The 23204-nt window shown below is 40.9% G+C and carries 15 protein-coding genes, 13 tRNA genes and 3 rRNA genes; 7 read left to right on the top strand and 24 right to left on the bottom strand.

What is annotated here, in order from left to right:
• The first annotated feature begins 16 nt into the window (after nt 1–16).
• The gene (locus MHH95_RS06475) at nt 17–442 is read left to right on the top strand and encodes a MarR family winged helix-turn-helix transcriptional regulator (protein ID WP_191700700.1); all 426 of its coding nucleotides are present in this window, start codon (nt 17–19) and stop codon (nt 440–442) included.
• 313 nt (nt 443–755) lie between these two features.
• Here the strand turns inward: MHH95_RS06475 and MHH95_RS06470 are convergent, their stop codons facing one another.
• The 4 genes from MHH95_RS06470 to MHH95_RS06455 all read right to left on the bottom strand — a co-directional run bounded on the left by MHH95_RS06470 (nt 756) and on the right by MHH95_RS06455 (nt 3834).
• Nucleotides 756–1301 carry an RNA polymerase sigma factor gene (locus MHH95_RS06470; protein WP_191700699.1) on the bottom strand — a complete coding sequence of 182 codons (546 nt, stop codon included), beginning with the start codon at nt 1299–1301 and terminating at the stop codon, nt 756–758.
• Between the two features lie 237 nt (nt 1302–1538).
• Nucleotides 1539–3056 (bottom strand): aminotransferase class V-fold PLP-dependent enzyme, encoded by a 1518-nt coding sequence (locus MHH95_RS06465; protein WP_340726835.1) that lies wholly within the window; start codon nt 3054–3056, stop codon nt 1539–1541.
• On the bottom strand, nt 3043–3597 hold the full coding sequence (locus tag MHH95_RS06460; RefSeq protein WP_340726834.1) for a glycerol-3-phosphate acyltransferase: 555 nt from the start codon (nt 3595–3597) through the stop codon (nt 3043–3045). Before MHH95_RS06460 ends, MHH95_RS06465 begins: the two co-directional genes overlap by 14 nt.
• 39 nt (nt 3598–3636) lie before the next feature.
• Nucleotides 3637–3834, bottom strand: a complete 198-nt coding sequence (locus MHH95_RS06455) for a hypothetical protein (protein ID WP_340726833.1) — start codon at nt 3832–3834, stop codon at nt 3637–3639.
• A 118-nt stretch (nt 3835–3952) separates the two neighbouring features.
• On the opposite strand from MHH95_RS06455, the gene MHH95_RS06450 reads away from it, so the two are divergent.
• Both MHH95_RS06450 and MHH95_RS06445 read left to right on the top strand, forming a co-directional pair.
• Entirely contained in the window at nt 3953–4354 is a 402-nt protein-coding gene (locus MHH95_RS06450; RefSeq protein ID WP_340726832.1) for a histidine kinase, read from the top strand.
• Nucleotides 4355–4414: 60 nt separating this feature from the next.
• Nucleotides 4415–5797, top strand: a complete 1383-nt coding sequence (locus tag MHH95_RS06445) for a dipeptidase (protein ID WP_340726831.1) — start codon at nt 4415–4417, stop codon at nt 5795–5797.
• 335 nt (nt 5798–6132) lie between these two features.
• Here MHH95_RS06445 and cyoE read toward each other — a convergent pair whose 3' ends face one another.
• Both cyoE and MHH95_RS06435 read right to left on the bottom strand, forming a co-directional pair.
• Nucleotides 6133–7029: a heme o synthase gene (gene cyoE, locus MHH95_RS06440; protein ID WP_340726830.1), complete on the bottom strand. Its 897-nt coding sequence runs from the start codon at nt 7027–7029 to the stop codon at nt 6133–6135.
• A gap of 137 nt (nt 7030–7166) precedes the next feature.
• Nucleotides 7167–8186, bottom strand: a complete 1020-nt coding sequence (locus MHH95_RS06435; protein WP_340726829.1) for an AbrB family transcriptional regulator — start codon at nt 8184–8186, stop codon at nt 7167–7169.
• A 500-nt stretch (nt 8187–8686) separates the two neighbouring features.
• Here MHH95_RS06435 and exaC point away from each other — a divergent pair, with 500 nt between their 5' ends.
• Together exaC and MHH95_RS06425 are read left to right on the top strand one after the other, a co-directional pair.
• Nucleotides 8687–10207: an acetaldehyde dehydrogenase ExaC gene (gene exaC / locus MHH95_RS06430; RefSeq protein WP_191700691.1), complete on the top strand. Its 1521-nt coding sequence runs from the start codon at nt 8687–8689 to the stop codon at nt 10205–10207.
• 65 nt (nt 10208–10272) lie between these two features.
• Complete coding sequence (locus tag MHH95_RS06425) at nt 10273–10599, top strand: DUF779 domain-containing protein (protein ID WP_340726828.1); 327 nt, start codon at nt 10273–10275, stop codon at nt 10597–10599.
• A gap of 163 nt (nt 10600–10762) precedes the next feature.
• Here MHH95_RS06425 and MHH95_RS06420 read toward each other — a convergent pair whose 3' ends face one another.
• Complete coding sequence (locus MHH95_RS06420) at nt 10763–11977, bottom strand: helix-turn-helix domain-containing protein (protein ID WP_340726827.1); 1215 nt, start codon at nt 11975–11977, stop codon at nt 10763–10765.
• Nucleotides 11978–12114: 137 nt separating this feature from the next.
• On the opposite strand from MHH95_RS06420, the gene MHH95_RS06415 reads away from it, so the two are divergent.
• A complete protein-coding gene (locus MHH95_RS06415; RefSeq protein ID WP_340726826.1) occupies nt 12115–13410 on the top strand; it encodes a S8 family peptidase in 1296 nt (431 codons plus the stop codon).
• 426 nt (nt 13411–13836) lie between these two features.
• Nucleotides 13837–14700, top strand: coding sequence for a helix-turn-helix domain-containing protein (locus MHH95_RS06410; RefSeq protein ID WP_340726825.1), 864 nt, complete (start codon nt 13837–13839; stop codon nt 14698–14700).
• Between the two features lie 114 nt (nt 14701–14814).
• On the opposite strand, the gene MHH95_RS06405 is transcribed toward MHH95_RS06410, so the two are convergent.
• The 17 genes from MHH95_RS06405 to MHH95_RS06325 all read right to left on the bottom strand — a co-directional run bounded on the left by MHH95_RS06405 (nt 14815) and on the right by MHH95_RS06325 (nt 23018).
• Nucleotides 14815–16395 (bottom strand): S-layer homology domain-containing protein, encoded by a 1581-nt coding sequence (locus MHH95_RS06405; RefSeq protein ID WP_340726824.1) that lies wholly within the window; start codon nt 16393–16395, stop codon nt 14815–14817.
• A 339-nt stretch (nt 16396–16734) separates the two neighbouring features.
• Nucleotides 16735–16806: transfer RNA gene (locus tag MHH95_RS06400), tRNA-Glu, on the bottom strand.
• Between the two features lie 4 nt (nt 16807–16810).
• A tRNA-Asn gene (locus tag MHH95_RS06395) sits at nt 16811–16886 on the bottom strand.
• A gap of 13 nt (nt 16887–16899) precedes the next feature.
• A tRNA-Ile gene (locus tag MHH95_RS06390) sits at nt 16900–16976 on the bottom strand.
• A 12-nt stretch (nt 16977–16988) separates the two neighbouring features.
• Nucleotides 16989–17062, bottom strand: a tRNA-Gly gene (locus tag MHH95_RS06385).
• Between the two features lie 5 nt (nt 17063–17067).
• Nucleotides 17068–17143: transfer RNA gene (locus MHH95_RS06380), tRNA-Phe, on the bottom strand.
• 5 nt (nt 17144–17148) lie between these two features.
• Nucleotides 17149–17224 (bottom strand) — tRNA-Asp (locus MHH95_RS06375).
• Nucleotides 17225–17227: 3 nt separating this feature from the next.
• Nucleotides 17228–17302 (bottom strand) — tRNA-Met (locus MHH95_RS06370).
• A 53-nt stretch (nt 17303–17355) separates the two neighbouring features.
• Nucleotides 17356–17448, bottom strand: a tRNA-Ser gene (locus MHH95_RS06365).
• A gap of 33 nt (nt 17449–17481) precedes the next feature.
• Nucleotides 17482–17555 (bottom strand) — tRNA-Met (locus MHH95_RS06360).
• Nucleotides 17556–17630: 75 nt separating this feature from the next.
• A tRNA-Arg gene (locus MHH95_RS06355) sits at nt 17631–17707 on the bottom strand.
• Between the two features lie 13 nt (nt 17708–17720).
• A tRNA-Leu gene (locus tag MHH95_RS06350) sits at nt 17721–17809 on the bottom strand.
• An 86-nt stretch (nt 17810–17895) separates the two neighbouring features.
• A tRNA-Lys gene (locus tag MHH95_RS06345) sits at nt 17896–17971 on the bottom strand.
• A gap of 10 nt (nt 17972–17981) precedes the next feature.
• Nucleotides 17982–18057: transfer RNA gene (locus tag MHH95_RS06340), tRNA-Val, on the bottom strand.
• 11 nt (nt 18058–18068) lie between these two features.
• Nucleotides 18069–18184 (bottom strand): 5S ribosomal RNA (gene rrf / locus MHH95_RS06335).
• A 64-nt stretch (nt 18185–18248) separates the two neighbouring features.
• Nucleotides 18249–21177, bottom strand: a 23S ribosomal RNA gene (locus MHH95_RS06330).
• Nucleotides 21178–21463: 286 nt separating this feature from the next.
• A 16S ribosomal RNA gene (locus tag MHH95_RS06325) occupies nt 21464–23018 on the bottom strand.
• Together the 16S, 23S and 5S rRNA genes with 13 tRNA genes alongside form the textbook arrangement of a ribosomal RNA operon.
• Between the last annotated feature and the right edge of the window lie 186 nt (nt 23019–23204).

The raw sequence follows: 23204 nt of genomic DNA, 5'->3' as shown, positions 1-23204 counted from the left end.
TGGAGTTGACACTTAAATGAATGAGCATAAACGCGAGCAATTATCCGACCTTTTTGAAAAGATGACATCGTTAGAACGCAAAATTGCCAATCAATGGAATAGTCAAAATCAGCTAGGCTTTTCAAAATCACATATTTTAATTCTAGCTTACTTACATACAGACGGACCAAAGCGTCCTTCTGCCATTGCCGAGAAGCTAAAAGTGACTACAGGCGGTGTAACGGTTTTGACGACGAAGCTTATTAAAGCTGGACTAATTGAAAAAACTCAAAATGAAGCGGATCGCCGCGCTTCGCAAATTCATATTACAGAAGCAGGAATCGAAATACTCGAACGCTCTCGCCAACAAGTAGATAATCTTTTTGAGAATCTGTTCGGTATGTTAACAGAAGATGAAATTAAAACTTTAACAGCAATCTTTGAAAAATGTGCGAAATTTTAAACCACGCGAGCATTCACTGCTCACGTGGTTTTTTAGTTTAGATCGGGAATCAGGTGAACGTGTTTTAATTTTATTCGTCATTTTTTGTGAGTTATTCGCCATACTTGCTTCTATATTCGCCAACTGAGCTATCATAATCGTCAATACCAATGTCATAATATCCACTTTCAGAATTTTATTAGCTACTTCCACATATATTCGCCACTTAAATTTTTTAATCGCCCTTTTACACAACTTATTCGCCATTATAAAGGGCAATTTAACATAAAAAAGCTACAGCAACTTTTTGCCATAGCTTTCGTCCTAAAAATTATTAAGCTAATACTGCTTCTGCGACACCATTATCGGATAGTAATATTTCTTTTAAGCGTGCTTTTGCGCGGAATAAACGTGATTTCACAGTACCAATTGAAACTTTCATCAGATCAGAAATTTCGGCTAATGAAAATTGGTCCACATAGAAATACCATAATGTTTTTTGATAAATATTATCAAGCTGGCTCATTTTTTCCTGCACAATTTTCGTGATTTCTGTTTTTTCCACAATTTCTTCTGTCGTAAAGTCATTGTTGGGAACCAAATCTAAAATCGGTACGTCTAATTGTTCAGGTTGATTCATCATGTATTTACTGCGACGAACATTTTTGCGATAGCGGTCGCGGAATGTATTCATCGTAATGGTTGTCAGCCAAGCTTTCACATGGTCTACTTTTGCTACTGATTCTTCATAACGTACAACTTTTACCCAAACTTCCTGCATCAAATCTTCTGCTTCATTTTGATTGCGAGTTAGTTTTAAACAAAGGTGATAGATGTAACGGTTATACTCATCATAGATATTTGTTAGTAATTCATTCATTTTTTTATCCTCCGATAGAATGTATTTTATATAAGGTCAATTTATGTGCAATTTTATAAATATCCATTATGCATCGGCATAATATGGTATGACCTTATTGTGCCAAATAAAATACTTACGCTCTATCGGATTGGCTTTCAATTACCTTACAATGCTGTAAGAATCGAAGAAATCATTTGAACTGTATGACCTTCTATGTAACTCCCTCACTATATTGCCTTACACTATTCCCTTTTCTTACAATGTCTCCATCATATAAGAAATGAGCTCCATAACTTTTTTATAATCTTTCTCAAAGTTCGGCTGTATCGTACTAATTTGCGCAAAGTTACGCTCCTTTAAGTAGGCGCTGTCACTATGGAGCAAAAATCCATTCAATTCACATGTTTGTATGATGAGAGGCATTTTTTCGTGTTGCCACGATGCAATCATCGGATACATCGTCTTTACAGGTAACCCTGAGCTTTTAATAAGCTCCATCCGTTTGTTCAATACAGTATAGCGCTCCGGGTAAGCTTTCAACGCATCACTTACTGCCTTAATATAAAAATGCGGTAATGTAAACGGAATTTGTCTTTCAATATAATATGGTAAGTTTAAATAAAGAGGTGCATCACTCGCACACGGCAATTCTCTACAAAAGACGAAAGCCAGACCCGCTATCGTTCCAAGTGCCTTCCCACTAACCGCTGTCGCATAGAGTAACCCTTCCATCGAAAAAGGCAGCGCAGCAAACGAGCTAATACAATCTGCACAAAGCTTTATCCTATATTTTTTTGCCAGCTCTAAAAGAGGCTCGAGTGGATTCAATATACTATTGGATGTCTCACCATGGACGAAAATAATATAGTGGTAGTTACCCTGCTCTAAAGCTGACTCAATTTGTGGCATATCAAATTCATTACCCCATCCAAAGTCCAGGCACTCGACATGTAACCCCCACTGCTTTGCCTGATTTTTTAGACGATTGCCGAATTCCCCGTTCACTAAAATAAGCCCCTGCTCCTGGGGAAATTCACTTTTCAACTGACCGAGCATTGCATCGTTGGCTAGTGTCCCTGTACCGACGAGCGGAATGACGTGATTGGCATGCGCCAGCTTGCATAGCTGTTGCTTCATATCCTGCAGTTCCTGATTAAATTTATTGGAACGATGCGAAATGGTTGCTGGTTCAATCGAATGTTCAAGCGCAACCGGACCTGGATAAAACACAATATTTTGCTCACGCAGCCGTTCACGAAATACTTCACTATCTTTTCTGGTTAATACCATGGGCAAATAGCTTGCCTCTTGTGTACCTACTGCTGGCGCAAACTGTTTAAACCCCATTTGTGTATATAGCTTTTCTTCTCTTACTGTCCCTGAAATGACACAGGCAGTATAGCCCACATCATAATAATAACGATAAATGGCAGTGGCAAGCTTTGCAAACACACGCCCATTACGATGTGCCTTTTTAACGGCAAGCAACCGGATTTCGCATAAATATTCACAAACTTCAGGGTCTAGGTGATTTTCTACATTTCCGATTTTCTGGTCAATCGAAAATGGTCTTTTGTCTCGAAATGCAGCCATTCCAACTATTTCGGTGTTCTTATAAACAATGAGGTAAACATTTTCATGATGAAATTTATCAATAAGACGCTTGGAAGGATTGGGCTGATGCTGTGGTATTTCTTCTACAAACGTTTCATAATTTAATGCAGCAATCGCATCGAATTCTTTTTCCGTTGCAGCAATTTTACTCCAATACATTTGGCTTCACTCTTTCTATAATACTATGTCTTTGCTTCCAAATAACAAGCAGAAGTGCAATGGATACGATAAATCCTACTTCTGTATAAATGCCTGTAACAATTCCATATACGATAAAGCCCCCACCCATACTAAGCGTTGCACTTTTCGTAATGCCTAGACAGATTAAAAATCCAGCTAAAAACGACAAAAATATTAAAGGAGAAAAAGCGAGCATTGCACCGATAACAGTTGCGACACCTTTTCCACCTTTCCCGCTATTCCAAAATGGATACAAGTGACCAAGCACGACGGCTATAATTGCCACTGCAATTGTCAGCTCAGGTAACTCAAGAACACGCCCTGCAACTACAATGGCCACACCCTTTAGCCCATCACCAATTGCAACAATGACAAAAGCTGATTTGCCAAGTGTTCTTCCCGCATTCCGCGCCCCTAAATTCCCGCTGTTTTGCTCGTGTAATTTGACTCCCTTTATCTTTGCGACAACTGCCGCTATTAAAATTGTTCCAAGTAAATAACTCGCTATAATAAAGAGCATTATATTATTCCCTCTTTTGCCTGGCTAACATGCCATGCTTTATTCACAAGTTAACAAGCCATCCTCTTTATACTCAAAGGTTACCGTTTTTTGCTGTTGTTCAAAACCTTCAAAACATATATCAATTGTTTCCATGTTTTTATTGTGTGTTTGGGTAATACTTATAAAGGCTATGCCAGTACCGACAATAATTGCACCAATTGAACCTGCTAAAATTCTTTGCTTCCATTTACTCATCTATTTTCACTCCTAAATAATACATTTGTTCAGGCATCTTATTCCCTTTTATTAAAAAAAACTATTATACTACTAATATCTATTGCCATTATCTATTGCCATTTACAAGGAGTAATGTATGAAAAAAATTGGAATTCCCTTAGGCATTGTTTTAATCATTTTACTATTCATTGGGATTATTTGTATAGCAATTGCCGCAGAGGTTGGAGTTTTATTGCTCGTCGGCATTGAATTTGAGCATTGGAAATACCTAGTCGGATTCATCATTTTATACGGTATCATTGAGTTTGCGCTTGTGATGCTGTCCGATGTCCTCATTGAATTAAAGTCAGAGCAGCTTCATCGTTTCCATCAATATTTTGCACATTTGCTTATATCCTTTACGCTTTTAATGACGATTTCAATATTAATGGAATCTATTTATCTTCCTATGTACGGTGGCATAATCTTTGCAATTACAACTGCTACCCTCTATTTACTGTTTGATTCCAGCTCAAAAAAAGAGCGGATACAAAGCTGAATTTTATAGGTTGTATGCTATACTTATTTCTATAATCGAAATATAAGGGGGCACTCTTTAATGAGTCACTTACAAACTTTAGATGCTTATTTCACAGAGCATCGCGAACGTCATTTAGCAGAGTTAAACGAATTTTTACGCATTCCAAGTATTTCTGCTTTATCTGAACATAAAGACGATATGACAAATGCAGCAAACTGGTTGGCAGACCACTTAAAATCTTTAAACATCGAAAATGTATTAGTTGATGAAACAGCCGGTCACCCTGTTGTATATGGAGAGTGGTTGCATGCAGAAGGCAAACCGACTATTCTGTTTTACGGTCACTACGATGTACAACCAGTAGATCCGCTTCACTTATGGGAGACACCTCCTTTCGAGCCGGCAATCCGTGATAATAAGCTTTTTGCACGTGGTTCTTCAGATGATAAAGGACAGGTGTTTATGCACTTAAAAATGATTGAAGCGTTATTTGCAACAGAAGGCACATTGCCAGTCAATGTAAAATTCATCTATGAAGGTGAAGAAGAAATCGGTAGTCCGTCCCTTCCGCAATATACGGAAGACAACAAGGCAAAATTAGCAGCAGATTTAATCGTCATTTCCGATACAGGTCTTTATGCTAAAGGGAAACCGGCAGTATGCTACGGCTTACGTGGGTTAACGGGGGTTCAAATAGATGTGCGCGGAGCAAAAGGCGACTTGCATTCAGGTCTATATGGTGGCGGCGTTCAAAACGCTATTCACGCATTGACTGAAATTCTGGCTTCATTCCGTGATGAGCATGGAACAATTCAAGTAGATGGTTTCTATGATAAAGTGTTGCCATTAACTGATGAAGAGCGTCAGGCATATCGTGACCTGAACTTTGACGAAAGTGCTTTAAAAGAAGAAGTAGGTGTGCAGGAGCTATTCGGTGAAGTAGGCTATACTTATTTAGAACAAACATGGGCACGTCCTACATTGGAAATCAATGGCGTGTTCGGTGGTTTCTCCGGTGAAGGGATTAAAACAGTCTTACCTGCTGAGGCTGGCGCAAAAATTACTTGCCGCTTAGTACCAGATCAGGACCCTGAAGAAATTGTAGCATTATTAAAAGCACATATCGAAAAGCATAAGCCTGTTGGTGTAGAAGTTACGATTTCTGAATTCGATAAAGGAAAGCCTTACATTACACCATTTGATCACCCAGTGATCCAAGCAGCTGGCCGTTCTTATGAAAAAGTATACAACGTACCGACAGCCTATACACGTGGTGGTGGCTCGATTCCAATCGTTGCAGCATTCGATGAAATTTTGGAATTGCCGGTTGTGTTAATGGGCTTCGGTCTTTCAAGTGAAAATTTCCATGCACCGAATGAGCACTTCCATTTGGAAAACTTCGACCAAGGTTTACGCGTACTTGGTGATTACATGTTTGAAATTGCTAACATTAAACTATAATAACGATTGCACAAAAAAAACTCCGATGCACACTACTGCACCGGAGTTTTTTGTTTCCGTACGAGACCATATAAAAATAGGGGGTTTTATATGCTGTCGAAGTCGTATACGAGAAAATTTGAGTAAAATAGCATATTAGATTAGAGTGCAAATTAACTTCCAAGCAATTCGCCTCGCTTGTTGATTTCATCATAGCATTTCCATTTTCCGAAAAAAATAGGCCCAATGCGTTTGACATATAATCATCACAACTTCTGTTCACAATTTCTTAACAAGCAATAACCCTTAACAAAAAAGCGCACCAAAAGTCGAAACTTCCGGTACGCTTTTTCTATTTAAAGTACATTTAAAATCATGCCGACCGATGCATAAATGAAAACTGTTCCAAAAACAGCCATCATATGGAATAGCGAGTAGCCGAACATAATATTAGCCCACTTTTTCTCTTCTTGTTTCTTTGATGCCGTAATACTCATACATAGCCAAATGACACTTAGAACAAGCGAAACAATGGTTAACCCTAAGCTAAGCGGGTAAAACAGAAAGCTTGATAAACATAACAACACTAAATAGATATTCGACTGAATATAAGTGCGTCGCTCTCCTTTTGCTACAGGCAACATTGGGATATTCGCAGCGGCATAATCTTCTTTTTTACGAATGGCGATAGCATAAAAATGTGGCATTTGCCAAATCACCATAATTAAGAAAAGAGCCCATGCAGCTGGGTGCCAAATATCCGGAGCTACAGCTGCCCACCCAATTAACGGTGGCATGGCTCCTGAAATACTTCCTACTTCTGTGTTCCAAATGGTACGGCGTTTCGTCCACATTGTATATGGCACAACATAGAAAAATACACCTAAGAATCCTAATAAAGCCGCTAATGGTGAAGCTAAATACAGCGCCACACACCCTAGTATCAATAAAATCGTCGCAACAATCAGTACTACCTTTGCTGATAGCTCTCCAGTAACTGTTGGACGTGTTTTTGTTCGGGGCATAATTTGATCAATGTCTCGGTCATATACGTTATTGTACGCACCTGCTGCGGCAATGACTGCTGCAGAACCAAGAATTGCAAAAATAATAGCTGGAATATGTTCAATAAAATTTAATTCATATGTGTATAGGGCAAGCATTAATGCCGCGATCATCGGAATTAAGTTTGATTTAATAATGCCAGTCTTCACAGCTTGCGCCCACAATTGGCGATTCGATTGCGTTTGCATATTTCCTAATCCTACTTCCTAATTAATCACTTTCTCTAGTATACCCCAAATGGGTCATAAAGGGTTAATATCCAGGCTTTTTTTCTCATTTCTTCATAGAATATTCTGAGATAATGTAGACACAATTACATTGCCAATTAACTCAATTCCTTTTCCCTCTCGCGATAAATCCATTTAATCAGCGGCAATATACAGAGGAAAATAAAGAGCAAACGAAAGAGTTGGAATACTGTTACGACTGAAATATCTGCTTTTACAGCTGCAGCAAGCAAGCCCATTTGGTCAAGTCCTCCAGGTGCTGTACTTAAAAAACTCGTTGCGAAGCTTAAGTTTAAAAATTCAGCAATAAGCAGACTAGTGCCATAGGTAAGTACAATCATCGCAATAGTACTCAATACTCCCCCGGCCAGAACTTTTGCAGGTAAACGCAAAGTTGATGGTTTTAACAATAAGCCGATATATGTACCAATCAATAGCTGTGCTATATGAAGAACATCACTCGGCATTGTCGGTGTATCAATACTAAATAACTTCAAAGCAATCACAACGATAATCGGAGTCAAAAAATGGGCAACAGGCAGCTTTAATCTTTTACCAACTGGCACAAGTGCAGCAGACAAAATAATAAGCAGCACTACTTGCCAAACATCTATAGTAAGCGGAATCGAAGCCCCTCCTACGACATTGCCGGATACTAAAAATGGGATAAGCAGTACAACGCCCAATACACGCACTATATGAAAATAAGTGACCGCTGTTAAATTAACATCCCCTTCTTCTTCCGCAAACAATACGAGTTGCGACAATCCTCCAGGAACATTTGCAGCTACTGCTGTTTTAAAAGTAAGTCCTGTCGTACGAGAAATCCCCCATGCAATCCCTAAACAAAATAAAAACAGCAAAACATTCACAATAACCATGAACAACATTAACGACTTAAAATCGGAAAACAAAGCGAAATCAAACTGCTGACCAATAGCGACTCCAACGATAATGAGCCCCGTATTTCGTAAAGTGGCCGGCCAGCGAAGACGGTCTTTTATAAAAAATTGTGCAATCAGTACCGAAAAAATAGGACCGATCAGCCAGGGAATGGGTAAAGAGAGGGCTGAAAATAAAAGTGCACCGATTAGTGCAATGATAAACGCAAGAAACATAACGCCCCTCCACTTTCATTAGTAGTTTATTTTATTTTAGCTGAAACTATTTCGTAAAGCGAACAAGCAGGGTGTATTAACAGAAAATGTTAAAATTTATTTTTACAATAATTAGGTGTTCCACCCACCTTTTATGCTACAAAAAACAAAAAATAGGTATTTTAATAGTATTATTGATAAATTTTTTAAAAAGAATTTTTATCATTATAATTTTATATTTATACATTAATTTTTATTATTAAATCTTGTTATATAATAAACATAAATTATAATACTATAGAGTTAAATCAATACTCCACTCCATTAACAGATGCTATAATCCCTTCTGTATCAGTACATAACAATACGAACCTAAATTAAAGAAATATACATTTACATTTTATAAATATAGTTATGAAGTTCTTTCTGTAAGCCTTTTCATTTGTAACTTCTCTTTCACAGATGCATAATCAAATTATAAAGTTAATAAACTTTAAATTGAGTGATAGAGGTGTAGTTAAATGATCTATGCAAATCCTAATACTGCTGGTGCAGTAGTTAACTTTAAAGAAAAATATGAGAACTTTATCGGTGGCGAATGGGTAGCTCCTGTTAAAGGACAATACCTAGATGTAAAATCACCTGTAACTGGTAAAGTATTTACTTCAGTTGCACGTTCAACTGAAGAAGATATTGAATTAGCATTAGACGCAGCACATGCAGCTAAAGGTGCCTGGGCACAAACTTCTGTTGCATACCGCGCGAATATTTTAAATAAAATCGCAGATCGCATTGAAGAAAATTTAGAAAAAATCGCTGTTGCTGAAACTTGGGACAACGGTAAAGCAGTGCGTGAAACATTAAACGCTGATATTCCTTTAGTAGTGGATCATTTCCGTTACTTTGCTGGTGCAATTCGTGCACAACAAGGCGGAATTTCTGAAATCGATAACGATACAGTAGCATACCACTTCCACGAGCCAATCGGTGTTGTAGGTCAAATTATTCCTTGGAACTTCCCATTATTAATGGCTTCTTGGAAAATCGCTCCTGCATTAGCGGCTGGTAACGTAATCGTAATGAAGCCTGCTGAACAAACACCAGCTTCAATCATGGTATTAATCGAATTAATCCAAGATTTATTACCAAAAGGTGTATTCAACGTTGTAAATGGTTTAGGTATTGAAGTTGGTAAACCACTTGCTACGAACCCACGCATCAACAAAGTGGCGTTCACTGGTTCTACTGGTGTTGGTCGCTTAATTATGCAATACGCTACAGAGAATATTATCCCTGTAACATTAGAGCTTGGCGGTAAATCACCAAACGTCTTCTTCCCAGACGTAATGGATCATGACGATGAGTATTTGGATAAAGCTATCGAAGGTTTAGTAATGTTCGCATTAAACTCAGGCGAAATTTGTACTTGTCCTTCACGTGCATTAGTTCACGAATCTATCTATGACAAATTCATGGAACGTGTACTAGAACGCGTTAAAGCAATCAAAATCGGTAACCCGTTAGATACAGAAGTAATGATGGGTGCTCAAGCTTCAAATGAACAATTACAAAAAATCTTATCTTACATCGAAATCGGTAAAGAAGAAGGCGCAGAGCTACTTATCGGTGGCTACCAAAACCAATTAGATGCTGACCAAGAAGGCGGCTACTATGTGGCACCAACAGTATTCAAAGGTCACAACAAAATGCGTATCTTCCAAGAAGAGATCTTTGGTCCAGTTCTTTCTGTAACAACTTTCTCTACTTTCGAAGAAGCTATGGAAATCGCTAACGACACTGAATTCGGTCTAGGTGCTGGTGTATGGTCACGTAACATGGATACAGCTTACCGCGCTGTTCGTGGTATCCAAGCAGGTCGTGTTTGGACAAACACTTACCACCAATACCCTGCACACGCTGCATTCGGCGGATATAAAAAATCAGGTATCGGTCGCGAAAACCACTTAATGATGTTAGACCACTACCAACAAACAAAATGTATGTTAGTAAGCTACAACAAAAACGCTCAAGGTTTCTTCTAAGCCGAAGCGGACTATTAGAGGATGCGCTTTTATAGTGCATCCTCTTTTTTATAGGAGGGTGCTTTATGGAAAAGTTAGTTGCGACTGAAAAAGCGGTTGAGGTTATTGAGCTGTTGAAGACAAAGCATGGGAAGTTAGTTTTTGAACAGTCTTCCGGATGCTGTGATGGCACGGTGCCGATGTGTTTCCAAGCGAACGGTCATTATATTAGCAGTCAGCTTGTATTCATCGGGGAAATTGCAGGTGTTCCCTATTACATCGATAAGCAGCAGGCGGAGTATTTAAAGCATATGCAAATTGTTGTTGATGTAATGGAAGGACGCGGTGCTTCGTTTTCATTGGAAAGCGCGGAAGGCTTTGCTTTTTTAATGAAGTCAAAGGTAATGAAATAATTGTAAAACGCCACCCAGTAACTTATATAAAGCTTCTGAATGGCGTTTTTTTATTAGGATAAAACTGGGGGATAAATTGGGATAGACAATGTCACCAATGTCACACTTAATAATAATAACGATAATTTAATGTTTTTCTTCATAGTCTTCGTCTCCTTTATTGTTAAATGAATTGGATTGCTTTTTCAAACTTCTTTTCCTGTCGATAGTACTCACCCAATAAATAAGAAAACTGCTGATGGATTACTTTAAATTCTTCATTATTTGCCGTAAACGGAATTAACCTCCCTTCTAAAAAACCCATTGCTTTCTTTTCTTCTCCTTTGAGCAAATATAAATAAAAAGAAGCAAATAAATTAAAACTTAGTTTTTTCATATTTTTTGCTTCTTCCTTTAAAATAGTAAAGGTTTTCAGGCTCTCTTCCCCTAGATTGAGGCGATATTGTGTAAAACCTAAATTGTATAAACAAAATAAATAGTTATCGCTGTTCTTTTCCATTAAAGAAGCACTTTTTTCAAAGTAGACTAATGCACTTTCATATTCTCCTCTAATTTGATACAAATCTCCTAAATTATGATAGATAGCAGGCAGTAGCTGCTGTTGCTGCAAAAGTTCTACATTCCTCAATAGATGTTCATAGATTTCGATTGCTTCATGAAATACTTTTCCTTGAGAATAATAAAGCGCCAACGACATTGATGTATAAATAATTCTTTTAAAATTAAACTGGTCCTTATAAAATTGAAGGGCTTTTCTCCCGTAAATAATCGCCTGGCTTGTCTCTTCTAGCCGTCCTTTTATTAAAGAGAAATGGTAATAAAACTCCCCTTCCAGTGACCCTAGTTCCGGATGTATGTAAAGAATTTGAGTAAGTTCTACAGCTGCTTCAGCATACTTCCCTCTTGTTATTAAAACTAATGCAAAATAGTAAGAATGTAAATATTTCTCATGTTGGGAAAAATTCTGACGGTGGGCATTTAGCCACTTTAACTGGTCTTCTGCCAATTTATATTCATTAATAAACACATAATAACGCAATTTATAAAGCTCATATAAAAAAATACATTCAGTAAAACCGATAATTTCTTCGTATTTTTTTAATTTTTCCATTATTTCTATCGCTTTTTCATTCTCTAAGTAGTTTATATGTTTTTGTAAATCATTCAGTAATATAATAATATTCTGCTCGCTGATTTCTACATCATGTATATTAATATTCAACCGTTCCAGCAACAGACGAATTGTCTCGCTATTCGCTTCCTTATTGTTATTCTCAATTTTGCTTAAATGGGGAATTGAGCAAATCCCTGCTGCCACCTCATTTTGTGTCATTCCCAGCTTTGTACGATAGTACTTAATTAATGATCCTACTTTCATACAAATAAACGCCCCTTTCAAATAGCTAGGTATTTTATCCAGTATACTTAAATTTTTCCCAATAATCAAAAAAATGAAAATATGATAGATTCAAATAGTAATCTTATCACTCATATTTGAAAAGGGGTCAGGAAAAAATGAAAAAATTTAAAAGTACATTATTAGGTCTTTTGATGGCGGGAGCTTTAGTAAGTCCCGTACAGGCGACAACACTGAATACCGAAGATAGCTCGGCAAATAACGTCGGTCAGGAAAAATTCCGCGTATATGTTGAAGCCAATAACCAATCGGCAAAAGCATCAGCAAAAGCACAGTATTCCGTTCGCTGGGAGTTAACAGACAACGGCTTTTCTACTGAAATGAATGAAAAACAGTTCGAAGCATTACAAAAGAACAAAAATTTCACAGTTACAAAAGTTCCTGTCGTTACATTAGATACAATTAATCTGGAAAAGGATTATACATTAGAAAATAAAGAGCCGGATGCGTCGATTTATGCTAGAGCTTCCCAGCAAGTACCGTGGGGAATTAAAGCAATTTACAACAATAACTCGTTAACATCAACATCTGGCGGTAGTGGTATTAATATCGCCGTACTGGATACGGGTGTTAATACTTCTCACCGGGATCTAGCAAACAATGTGGAGCAATGTAAAGACTTTACGACTGCGACATCACTTGTGAACAATAGCTGTACTGACAGAAACGGGCATGGCACACACGTTGCCGGTTCAGCATTAGCTAATGGAGGAAGCGATAGAGGCGGTGTTTACGGTGTTGCACCAGATGCCGATCTTTGGGCTTACAAAGTATTAACAGATAGCGGTTCTGGATATTCGGATGATATTGCTGCAGCAATCCGACACGCAGCAGATCAAGCAACTTCTACTCGTACTAAAACAATCATTAATATGTCACTGGGTTCTTCAGCCAATAACAGCCTTATCTCAAGTGCTGTCAACTATGCATACAGTAAAGGTGTTTTAGTTATTGCTGCAGCCGGTAATTCAGGCTATGCGCAAGGGTCAATTGGTTATCCAGGAGCATTACCGAATGCAGTTGCAGTTGCTGCTCTGGAAAATGTACAACAAAATGGAACGTACCGTGTAGCTGACTACTCATCTCGCGGATATGCCTCAACAGCAGGTGATTATGTAATCCAGCAAGGAGATATTGAAATTTCAGCTCCAGGTTCGGCAATATATTCTACATGGCATAATGGCGGTTATAACACAATTAGCGGCACATCAATGGCTTCTCCTCATGTATCAGGTTTAGCAGCAAAAATTTGGGCTCAAAACCCGTCATGGTCTCATACGCAACTGCGCTCTAACCTACAAACAAGAGCAAAGGCTGTAGACATTAAAGGTGGTCACGGTGCCTCTACAGGCGATGACTACGCTTCAGGATTCGGTTTCGCCCGCGTTCAGTAATTAATAGAAATATAAATTAAGTTTATTAACAATAGTAGCCAAACCGAGACCACAGTTTTGGTTTGGCTGCTATTTTTTATCGTTTTAAATGAAACTATTTGATATAACATGGCGAATGTACGACGTACTTGATTACTTTACATAAAAAAACACCAATTTTCACATCTAGGAAGATGTAAAATTAGTGTTTCAAAAATTAATAACTCTAAGTAATATTCTTTATTTTTTCTAAGTATAGAGTGAATCTTTGGCAAGTCGATATTTACTGTAGAAACCTTAGAATACATCGATACCTATTAACCATACATCTAATGCTGTAACTAATGACATTAAAATTTCCATCTTAATCCCCCCTTTCCCTTAAAAATATTACTATATTTTGAAAAAAAGTAGTAATATTATTCGTATACGAATAGGAGGTAGTTTATGTTTTTATCAAATGCAGTCCGTGATGTACGTTTATTAAAAGGAATGACTCAACGGGACGTTAGCGAGGGAATTATTTCTCAAGGTACATATTCAAAGTTTGAAAAAGGAACTGCAGATATCCCTACCCAAGCATTAATAGGTATCTTGAATAATCTTAATATCGATTTGGAGGAAGTACTCTTTATCGCAAACGGCTATAGCTATACAGAAGAAGAAAAACTGTACCGTGAGTTTTTTAGATTTTCTGTTACAAATACTAATTCATTGGAAGAGTTCATTGATAAGTGTGAAAAATATTTGGAAGTAAGGAACGAATCAACAATTGCTTTCCTTCATCAAATTTCGAAATTTTTATTAGAAGCTTTTCGAAATGAGGATATATATTTCAACAAATCTCAGGCGCTTCACTTTTTAGATTTCTTTTCTAACAAAGAACAACTATTTATAAAGGACTTATATATAATAAACGCTATTTTCTTCCTTTTCCCGGTAGAAGTAGCCCATTTAACAATTGAATATGTCGAGAAATCCCTTAAAAAGTATAAAGATTTCCAATCAATTAACCGTATAGAAGTTAACTTCAGACTGAATTATAGCTTAATGTTAATAAAGGATAAATTAGAAGATAAAGCTTTGCAGCAACTTGATCTACTTATACCTAAAGTAAAAAGTTTTAAAATGCATTATCAAATGGCTATCGTCTATATACGCAAAGGAATTTGCCTATATAATTTAAATCAAAAAGAAGAAGGTGCCGACTATATCCAGCGGGGGTTATTAATATTGGAAACTATCGAAGAACATGAATTATATAGTCACATGCAAAAGGAAATTAACAAGTATCGATTAAGTAACTCGTAAATTTCCTAGGTTAACTTCTTCCAAATAAAAAAGCGTACCGATTCTTTAAATGAACCGGTGCGCTTTATTTAATGACAGATGCCCTTAATTGGCCACCCTTTTACCTGTTTACTATTATAATTCACAAGCCCAACCATCTTTATCCCCGTCTCTTGCTGCTGCATAAGCAGGGTGAGATGAGCTGACACCAGAAGGGTAATATTTACGCATTTCTGTACAGTTTTTAAATGAAGTCGGTGCTCCCGGAATAACGTAAATACCTGAGCTTACATCACCTATTGGTTTCGTAGGCGTTGTTGGTGTTGGTGTTGTTATCGGTACAATGAATTCTTTTGCATTAATCGAATACGTTTGACCATTTGTTGTAGCAACAATTGTACCTGCCTCAGCTGTTGCATAAGCTTTTGTACCGATTGTTTTAATATTTGCCACCACTTCTTTATGTGGATGACCATAGCTGTTGTCTTTTGCGTAGCTTAAAACAATCGCTTCAGGCTTAACCTTTTTCAAGAATGACAGTGAGCTACTTGTACTTGATCCGTGATGACCCGCTTTTAATACCGTTGCCGACACATTATATGCCTTTGAGATTTGTGCCTCTACTTCAGTGTCAGCATCACCCATTAATAAAAATGATACATTTTTATACGTAAGCTTCAATACAATGGATGCATCGTTTGTGTTACTTGTCTTTGCATCAACTGCTAAAACTTGTGTTTTTACTTCACTATCTAAATTAATTGTTTCCCCAACAGTTGGTTCTTTATAGCGGATATTTTTACTTAAAACAGTTTCCAGTAATTTCTCATACGTCACTGTTGTATGAGATTTACCACTGTTGATAAACTCCCCTACCTCAAACGCTTGAATAACTGCATTTAACCCGCCGATATGATCTGCATCAGGATGAGTTGCGACAATGTAATCGAGCTTCTTCACATTTTGTGCTTTTAAGTACGAAACAACTGTATTGCCATAATCCTTTGTCCCGGCATCTATAAGCATTGTTTTACCATTTGGCGCCTGAATGAATATCGAGTCCCCTTGTCCTACATCTAAAAAGTGGACTTTCATTTTTTTCGATGAGTTTAGGTTTTCCTGATATTTCACTGCTCGTGCTAGAAAGGCAGAAATATGTGCGCGCGTTAAATTATTGGCTGGTTTAAACGTACCATCCTCATAACCGGTTGTAATTTTTGCTGCTGCTAATTGGCTCACGGCTTCATATGCAGTATGCCCTTTTTTCACGTCTTTGAAAGTTTTCGTACCGTTAGGCAGATCGAATGCACGTGCAATAAACGCCGCCATATGTCCACGCGTTACTTTTGTCGTCGGCTTAAACGTACCATCTGTATAGCCGTTGATAATCCCTGCTTCCACAGCAGATTGAATATAGCCACTATTGGCATGTGTTTTGGGTATATCTTTGAACTTCGTGGCACGTTTTGTACCATCCAGTCCGACAGCCTTTGCTACCATGACTGCTACTTCCTCACGCGTCACAATATCCTTCACACCATACGCTTTTTTGTCTGCAGAAATAATACCTTTATTTAATAAATAAGCTATATCATTATAGTTACTATGCTTTGGCGGTACATCAGTAAAGACCTGTTCCGCCTGTGCAGTGGTTGCTGGTAAAGACATTGATATTATAAGAATCAATGTTAGTAATGCACTAAATATTTTATTCATTTTTTAACCTCCTGCTATTAATTATAGGTTTTTTAGAATAGAAAGGAAGTTATTTTCAAATAATATATAAGGTTATTTAATACCACTTGTGGATATTTAACCCTTACTTTATAGAATGCTTCCAATATTGGAGGAGAAACATTATTGAGTCGCAACTTTAAGATGTTAAATGAATTTTTATTTTCTGATTATTGTTTATAGTATGGATTGGTAATAGGTATGTTATGTTTCAATAAAATTTTATTTTTTCATTTTTTATCTTTAATTTTGAACCAAAGCAATAGCATCGTATTCCTGACAAAAATAAAAAACATGCAGCCTATGCTACATGCTTTAAAATGACCCGTACGGGATTCGAACCCGTGTTACCGCCGTGAAAGGGCGGTGTCTTAACCACTTGACCAACGGGCCTATTTGGCTCCGAAGGCAGGACTCGAACCTGCGACCTGCCGGTTAACAGCCGGATGCTCTACCAACTGAGCTACTTCGGAATAATGAATTATTTGGTGGGCCTAAATGGACTCGAACCATCGACCTCACGCTTATCAGGCGTGCGCTCTAACCAGCTGAGCTATAGGCCCTTATTAAAAAACTGGAGCGGGTGATCGGAATCGAACCGACAACATCAGCTTGGAAGGCTGAGGTTTTACCACTAAACTACACCCGCATAAATGGTGGGTTTGGACGGAATCGAACCGCCGACACTTAGAGCTTCAATCTAATGCTCTACCAACTGAGCTACAAACCCACAAATGGCGGTCCCGACCGGGATCGAACCGGCGATCTCCTGCGTGACAGGCAGGCATGTTAACCGCTACACCACGGGACCATTTGGTTGCGGGGACAGGACTTGAACCTGTGACCTTCGGGTTATGAGCCCGACGAGCTACCACTGCTCCACCCCGCGACAATATTATTTCTTCTCTTGCTTAAATATGTATTAATACCATATAGATAAAATGGAGGAGGTAGAGGGATTCGAACCCCCGCGCGGTGTTACCCGCCTGTCGGTTTTCAAGACCGATCCCTTCAGCCGGACTTGGGTATACCTCCAAAATAATTAGATGAATCTATAAATCCATAAGATGGCTACCGAGGGAGTCGAACCCACGACCTTTCGGGTATGAACCGAATGCTCTAGCCAGCTGAGCTAGGTAGCCATAAGTATTATTTTATCTTAATTTTAATGTGGTTATTTATTGCTGATATTCTCAAGCAAGCTACATTAATATATATGGCGCGCCCGGCAGGAGTCGAACCCACAACCTTCTGATCCGTAGTCAGACGCTCTATCCAATTGAGCTACGGGCGCTTATTATTAAAAATGGTGCCGAGGGCCGGAATCGAACCGGCACGGTGATCACTCACCGCAGGATTTTAAGTCCTGTGCGTCTGCCAGTTCCGCCACCCCGGCATTTATAATATAGAAGTAATAACTACTTCAGTAATAAGCTATACATAGGATATTTTTATTCTGACAGTATATAGTTTATAAAAAACTGGTGAGCCATGAAGGACTCGAACCTTCGACCCTCTGATTAAAAGTCAGATGCTCTACCAACTGAGCTAATGGCTCTTGCATAAAATGGTGGAGGATGACGGGTTCGAACCGCCGACCCCCTGCTTGTAAGGCAGGTGCTCTCCCAGCTGAGCTAATCCTCCAAAAAAAATAAGCGAAGCGATGTCCTACTCTCGCAGGGGGAAGCCCCCAACTACCATCGGCGCTAAAGAGCTTAACTTCCGTGTTCGGTATGGGAACGGGTGTGACCTCTTTGCCATCATCACTTCACTATTGAAAGAATTTCATTCTTTCAAAACTGGATAAACGGTTCATTGAATTTGTGCAATAAAATGTGGTTAAGTCCTCGACCGATTAGTATTCGTCAGCTACATGCGTCACCGCACTTCCACCTCGAACCTATCTACCTGATCGTCTTTCAGGGGTCTTACTTACTTGCGTAATGGGAAATCTCATCTTGAGGGGGGCTTCATGCTTAGATGCTTTCAGCACTTATCCCGTCCACACATAGCTACCCAGCGATGCCTTTGGCAAGACAACTGGTACACCAGCGGTGTGTCCATCCCGGTCCTCTCGTACTAAGGACAGCTCCTCTCAAATTTCCTACGCCCACGACGGATAGGGACCGAACTGTCTCACGACGTTCTGAACCCAGCTCGCGTACCGCTTTAATGGGCGAACAGCCCAACCCTTGGGACCGACTACAGCCCCAGGATGCGATGAGCCGACATCGAGGTGCCAAACCTCCCCGTCGATGTGGACTCTTGGGGGAGATAAGCCTGTTATCCCCGGGGTAGCTTTTATCCGTTGAGCGATGGCCCTTCCATGCGGAACCACCGGATCACTAAGCCCGTCTTTCGACCCTGCTCGACTTGTAGGTCTCGCAGTCAAGCTCCCTTATGCCTTTACACTCTTCGAATGATTTCCAACCATTCTGAGGGAACCTTTGGGCGCCTCCGTTACTCTTTAGGAGGCGACCGCCCCAGTCAAACTGTCCGCCTGACACTGTCTCCTACCCCGCTAAGGGGCATGGGTTAGAAGTTCAATACAACCAGGGTAGTATCCCACCGACGCCTCCTCCGAAGCTGGCGCTCCGGGATCTCTGGCTCCTACCTATCCTGTACAAGTTGTACCAAAATTCAATATCAGGCTACAGTAAAGCTCCACGGGGTCTTTCCGTCCTGTCGCGGGTAACCTGCATCTTCACAGGTACTATAATTTCACCGAGTCTCTCGTTGAGACAGTGCCCAGATCGTTACGCCTTTCGTGCGGGTCGGAACTTACCCGACAAGGAATTTCGCTACCTTAGGACCGTTATAGTTACGGCCGCCGTTTACTGGGGCTTCAATTCACAGCTTCGCTTGCGCTAACCGCTCCTCTTAACCTTCCAGCACCGGGCAGGCGTCAGCCCCTATACGTCACCTTACGGTTTTGCAGAGACCTGTGTTTTTGCTAAACAGTCGCCTGGGCCTATTCACTGCGGCTTCTCTAGGCTATGCACCCAAAGAAGCACCCCTTCTCCCGAAGTTACGGGGTCATTTTGCCGAGTTCCTTAACGAGAGTTCTCTCGCACACCTTAGGATTCTCTCCTCGACTACCTGTGTCGGTTTGCGGTACGGGCACCTCTCACCTCGATAGAGGCTTTTCTTGGCAGTGTGAAATCAGGAACTTCGCTCATAAGAGCTCGTCATCACAGCTCAACGTTAAAGTATGCGGATTTGCCTACATACACGCCTTACTGCTTGAACACGCGCAACCAACGGCGTGCTTACCCTATCCTACTGCGTCCCCCCATTTCTCAAACGGTGAGGAGGTGGTACAGGAATATCAACCTGTTGTCCATCGCCTACGCCTATCGGCCTCGGCTTAGGTCCCGACTAACCCTGAGCGGACGAGCCTTCCTCAGGAAACCTTAGTCATACGGTGCATGGGATTCTCACCCATGTTTCGCTACTCATACCGGCATTCTCACTTCTAATCGCTCCACCAGTCCTTCCGGTCTGACTTCAACGCTATTAGAACGCTCTCCTACCACGCATACTCAAAGTATGCATCCACAGCTTCGGTGAATCGTTTAGCCCCGATACATTTTCGGCGCAGCGTCACTCGACCAGTGAGCTATTACGCACTCTTTAAATGATGGCTGCTTCTAAGCCAACATCCTGGTTGTCTAAGCAACGCCACATCCTTTTCCACTTAACGATTACTTGGGGACCTTAGCTGGTGGTCTGGGCTGTTTCCCTCTTGACTACGGATCTTATCACTCGCAGTCTGACTCCCGTGTATAAATATCCGGCATTCGGAGTTTGTCTGAATTCGGTAAAGCGAGATGCCCCCCTAGTCCAAACAGTGCTCTACCTCCGGTATTCTCAATCACGAGGCTAGCCCTAAAGCTATTTCGGAGAGAACCAGCTATCTCCAGGTTCGATTGGAATTTCTCCGCTACCCACACCTCATCCCCGCACTTTTCAACGTGCGTGGGTTCGGGCCTCCAGTGAGTGTTACCTCACCTTCACCCTGGACATGGGTAGATCACCTGGTTTCGGGTCTACGACCACGTACTAATTCGCCCTATTCAGACTCGCTTTCGCTGCGGCTCCGTCTTCTCAACTTAACCTCGCACGTAATCGTAACTCGCCGGTTCATTCTACAAAAGGCACGCTATCACCCATTAACGGGCTCTAACTACTTGTAGGCACACGGTTTCAGGATCTATTTCACTCCCCTTCCGGGGTGCTTTTCACCTTTCCCTCACGGTACTGGTTCACTATCGGTCACTAGGTAGTATTTAGCCTTGGGAGATGGTCCTCCCGGATTCCGACGGAATTTCACGTGTTCCGCCGTACTCAGGATACACTCTGGAGGGAATGAACTTTTGACTACAGGGCTTTTACCTTGTTTCGCGGACCTTTCCAAGTCGCTTCGTCTAACTCATTCTTTTGTAACTCCGTATAGAGTGTCCTACAACCCCAAAGAGCAAGCTCTTTGGTTTGGGCTCTTCCCGTTTCGCTCGCCGCTACTCAGGGAATCGAATTTTCTTTCTGTTCCTGCAGGTACTTAGATGTTTCAGTTCCCTGCGTCTGTCCTCATCACGCTATGTATTCACGTGTAGATACTATCCGATTAAAGATAGTGGGTTCCCCCATTCGGAAATCCCCGGATCAAAGCTTACTTACAGCTCCCCGAGGCATATCGGTGTTAGTGCCGTCCTTCATCGACTCCTAGTGCCAAGGCATCCACCGTGCGCCCTTATTAACTTAACCAAAAGTTAACACTTGGATAAAATCCAAGATTTAAGTTTACACGTCAATTGCTTGACTTGTTACATTTCTATAAAATAGAAATTTGTTTTATTGCTTTCAATGTCGTTTTATCCAGTTTTCAAAGAACGAATATGCTTCCTGTCTTACTTCTTCGCATATTTGCGACGAGTAACCGCAGGAGCAAGTGTTTTGAAGTATTTCATTCAATTAAGAATGAACCTTCAAAACTGAACAGCAAACGTTAATGTTTCATTCTCCATGAGAATGATTCCGAAATAATCCTTAGAAAGGAGGTGATCCAGCCGCACCTTCCGATACGGCTACCTTGTTACGACTTCACCCCAATCATCTATCCCACCTTCGGCGGCTGGCTCCATAAAGGTTACCTCACCGACTTCGGGTGTTACAAACTCTCGTGGTGTGACGGGCGGTGTGTACAAGGCCCGGGAACGTATTCACCGCGGCATGCTGATCCGCGATTACTAGCGATTCCGGCTTCATGTAGGCGAGTTGCAGCCTACAATCCGAACTGAGAACGATTTTATCGGATTAGCTCCCCCTCGCGGGTTGGCAACCGTTTGTATCGTCCATTGTAGCACGTGTGTAGCCCAGGTCATAAGGGGCATGATGATTTGACGTCATCCCCACCTTCCTCCGGTTTATCACCGGCAGTCTCCTTAGAGTGCCCAACTGAATGATGGCAACTAAGAATAAGGGTTGCGCTCGTTGCGGGACTTAACCCAACATCTCACGACACGAGCTGACGACAACCATGCACCACCTGTCACCGTTGCCCCCGAAGGGGAAACTATGTCTCCATAGTGGTCACCGGGATGTCAAGACCTGGTAAGGTTCTTCGCGTTGCTTCGAATTAAACCACATGCTCCACCGCTTGTGCGGGCCCCCGTCAATTCCTTTGAGTTTCAGTCTTGCGACCGTACTCCCCAGGCGGAGTGCTTAATGCGTTAGCTGCAGCACTGAGGGGCGGAAACCCCCCAACACTTAGCACTCATCGTTTACGGCGTGGACTACCAGGGTATCTAATCCTGTTTGCTCCCCACGCTTTCGCGCCTCAGTGTCAGTTACAGACCAGACAGTCGCCTTCGCCACTGGTGTTCCTCCAAATCTCTACGCATTTCACCGCTACACTTGGAATTCCACTATCCTCTTCTGCACTCAAGTTCCCCAGTTTCCAATGACCCTCCCCGGTTGAGCCGGGGGCTTTCACATCAGACTTAAGGAACCACCTGCGCGCGCTTTACGCCCAATAATTCCGGACAACGCTTGCCACCTACGTATTACCGCGGCTGCTGGCACGTAGTTAGCCGTGGCTTTCTAACAAGGTACCGTCAAGGTAGCGCCAGTTACTACGCTACTTGTTCTTCCCTTGCAACAGAGTTTTACGAACCGAAATCCTTCTTCACTCACGCGGCGTTGCTCCATCAGACTTTCGTCCATTGTGGAAGATTCCCTACTGCTGCCTCCCGTAGGAGTCTGGGCCGTGTCTCAGTCCCAGTGTGGCCGATCACCCTCTCAGGTCGGCTACGCATCGTTGCCTTGGTGAGCCGTTACCTCACCAACTAGCTAATGCGCCGCGGGTCCATCTTATAGTGACAGCCGAAACCGTCTTTCAACTTTCAAACATGTGTTTAAAAGTGTTATTCGGTATTAGCCCCGGTTTCCCGGAGTTATCCCAATCTATAAGGTAGGTTACCCACGTGTTACTCACCCGTCCGCCGCTAAATCAGAGAGAAGCAAGCTTCTCTCATCATCCGCTCGACTTGCATGTATTAGGCACGCCGCCAGCGTTCGTCCTGAGCCAGGATCAAACTCTCCATAAAAGTAGTTTGAAAGCTCATTTGCTTTGCTAGCGATTCAACTTAATTAAAAGTTAAAATCTATTGTTTGCTTCATTTAAGAAGCTTGTTTCATTAACGTTGCTTGTTCAGTTTTCAAGGTTCATTTTGTTCGTTTGTCGCGTTTTCTCTCGGCGACTTGTATAACTATACACGCCATTTAAATAAACG

Source organism: Solibacillus sp. FSL K6-4121, from assembly GCF_038002585.1.
Classification (GTDB): Bacteria; Bacillota; Bacilli; order Bacillales_A; family Planococcaceae; genus Solibacillus; species Solibacillus faecavium.
The sequence above is the reverse complement of the archived record's forward strand: the minus strand, read 5'-3'. Positions and strand labels throughout refer to the sequence as shown.

Excerpts from the sequence above, each read along its gene's own strand:
- MHH95_RS06465 (WP_340726835.1), bottom strand. The coding sequence starts at position 3,056 with ATGTATTGGAGTAAAATTGCTGCAACGGAAAAAGAATTCGATGCGATT.
- MHH95_RS06470 (WP_191700699.1), bottom strand. The coding sequence starts at position 1,301 with ATGAATGAATTACTAACAAATATCTATGATGAGTATAACCGTTACATC.
- MHH95_RS06455 (WP_340726833.1), bottom strand. The coding sequence starts at position 3,834 with ATGAGTAAATGGAAGCAAAGAATTTTAGCAGGTTCAATTGGTGCAATT.
- MHH95_RS06475 (WP_191700700.1), top strand. The coding sequence starts at position 17 with ATGAATGAGCATAAACGCGAGCAATTATCCGACCTTTTTGAAAAGATG.
- MHH95_RS06445 (WP_340726831.1), top strand. The coding sequence starts at position 4,415 with ATGAGTCACTTACAAACTTTAGATGCTTATTTCACAGAGCATCGCGAA.
- MHH95_RS06405 (WP_340726824.1), bottom strand. The coding sequence starts at position 16,395 with ATGAATAAAATATTTAGTGCATTACTAACATTGATTCTTATAATATCA.
- MHH95_RS06425 (WP_340726828.1), top strand. The coding sequence starts at position 10,273 with ATGGAAAAGTTAGTTGCGACTGAAAAAGCGGTTGAGGTTATTGAGCTG.
- exaC (WP_191700691.1), top strand. The coding sequence starts at position 8,687 with ATGATCTATGCAAATCCTAATACTGCTGGTGCAGTAGTTAACTTTAAA.
- MHH95_RS06420 (WP_340726827.1), bottom strand. The coding sequence starts at position 11,977 with ATGAAAGTAGGATCATTAATTAAGTACTATCGTACAAAGCTGGGAATG.
- cyoE (WP_340726830.1), bottom strand. The coding sequence starts at position 7,029 with ATGCAAACGCAATCGAATCGCCAATTGTGGGCGCAAGCTGTGAAGACT.
- MHH95_RS06410 (WP_340726825.1), top strand. The coding sequence starts at position 13,837 with ATGTTTTTATCAAATGCAGTCCGTGATGTACGTTTATTAAAAGGAATG.
- MHH95_RS06450 (WP_340726832.1), top strand. The coding sequence starts at position 3,953 with ATGAAAAAAATTGGAATTCCCTTAGGCATTGTTTTAATCATTTTACTA.
- MHH95_RS06460 (WP_340726834.1), bottom strand. The coding sequence starts at position 3,597 with ATGCTCTTTATTATAGCGAGTTATTTACTTGGAACAATTTTAATAGCG.
- MHH95_RS06415 (WP_340726826.1), top strand. The coding sequence starts at position 12,115 with ATGAAAAAATTTAAAAGTACATTATTAGGTCTTTTGATGGCGGGAGCT.
- MHH95_RS06435 (WP_340726829.1), bottom strand. The coding sequence starts at position 8,186 with ATGTTTCTTGCGTTTATCATTGCACTAATCGGTGCACTTTTATTTTCA.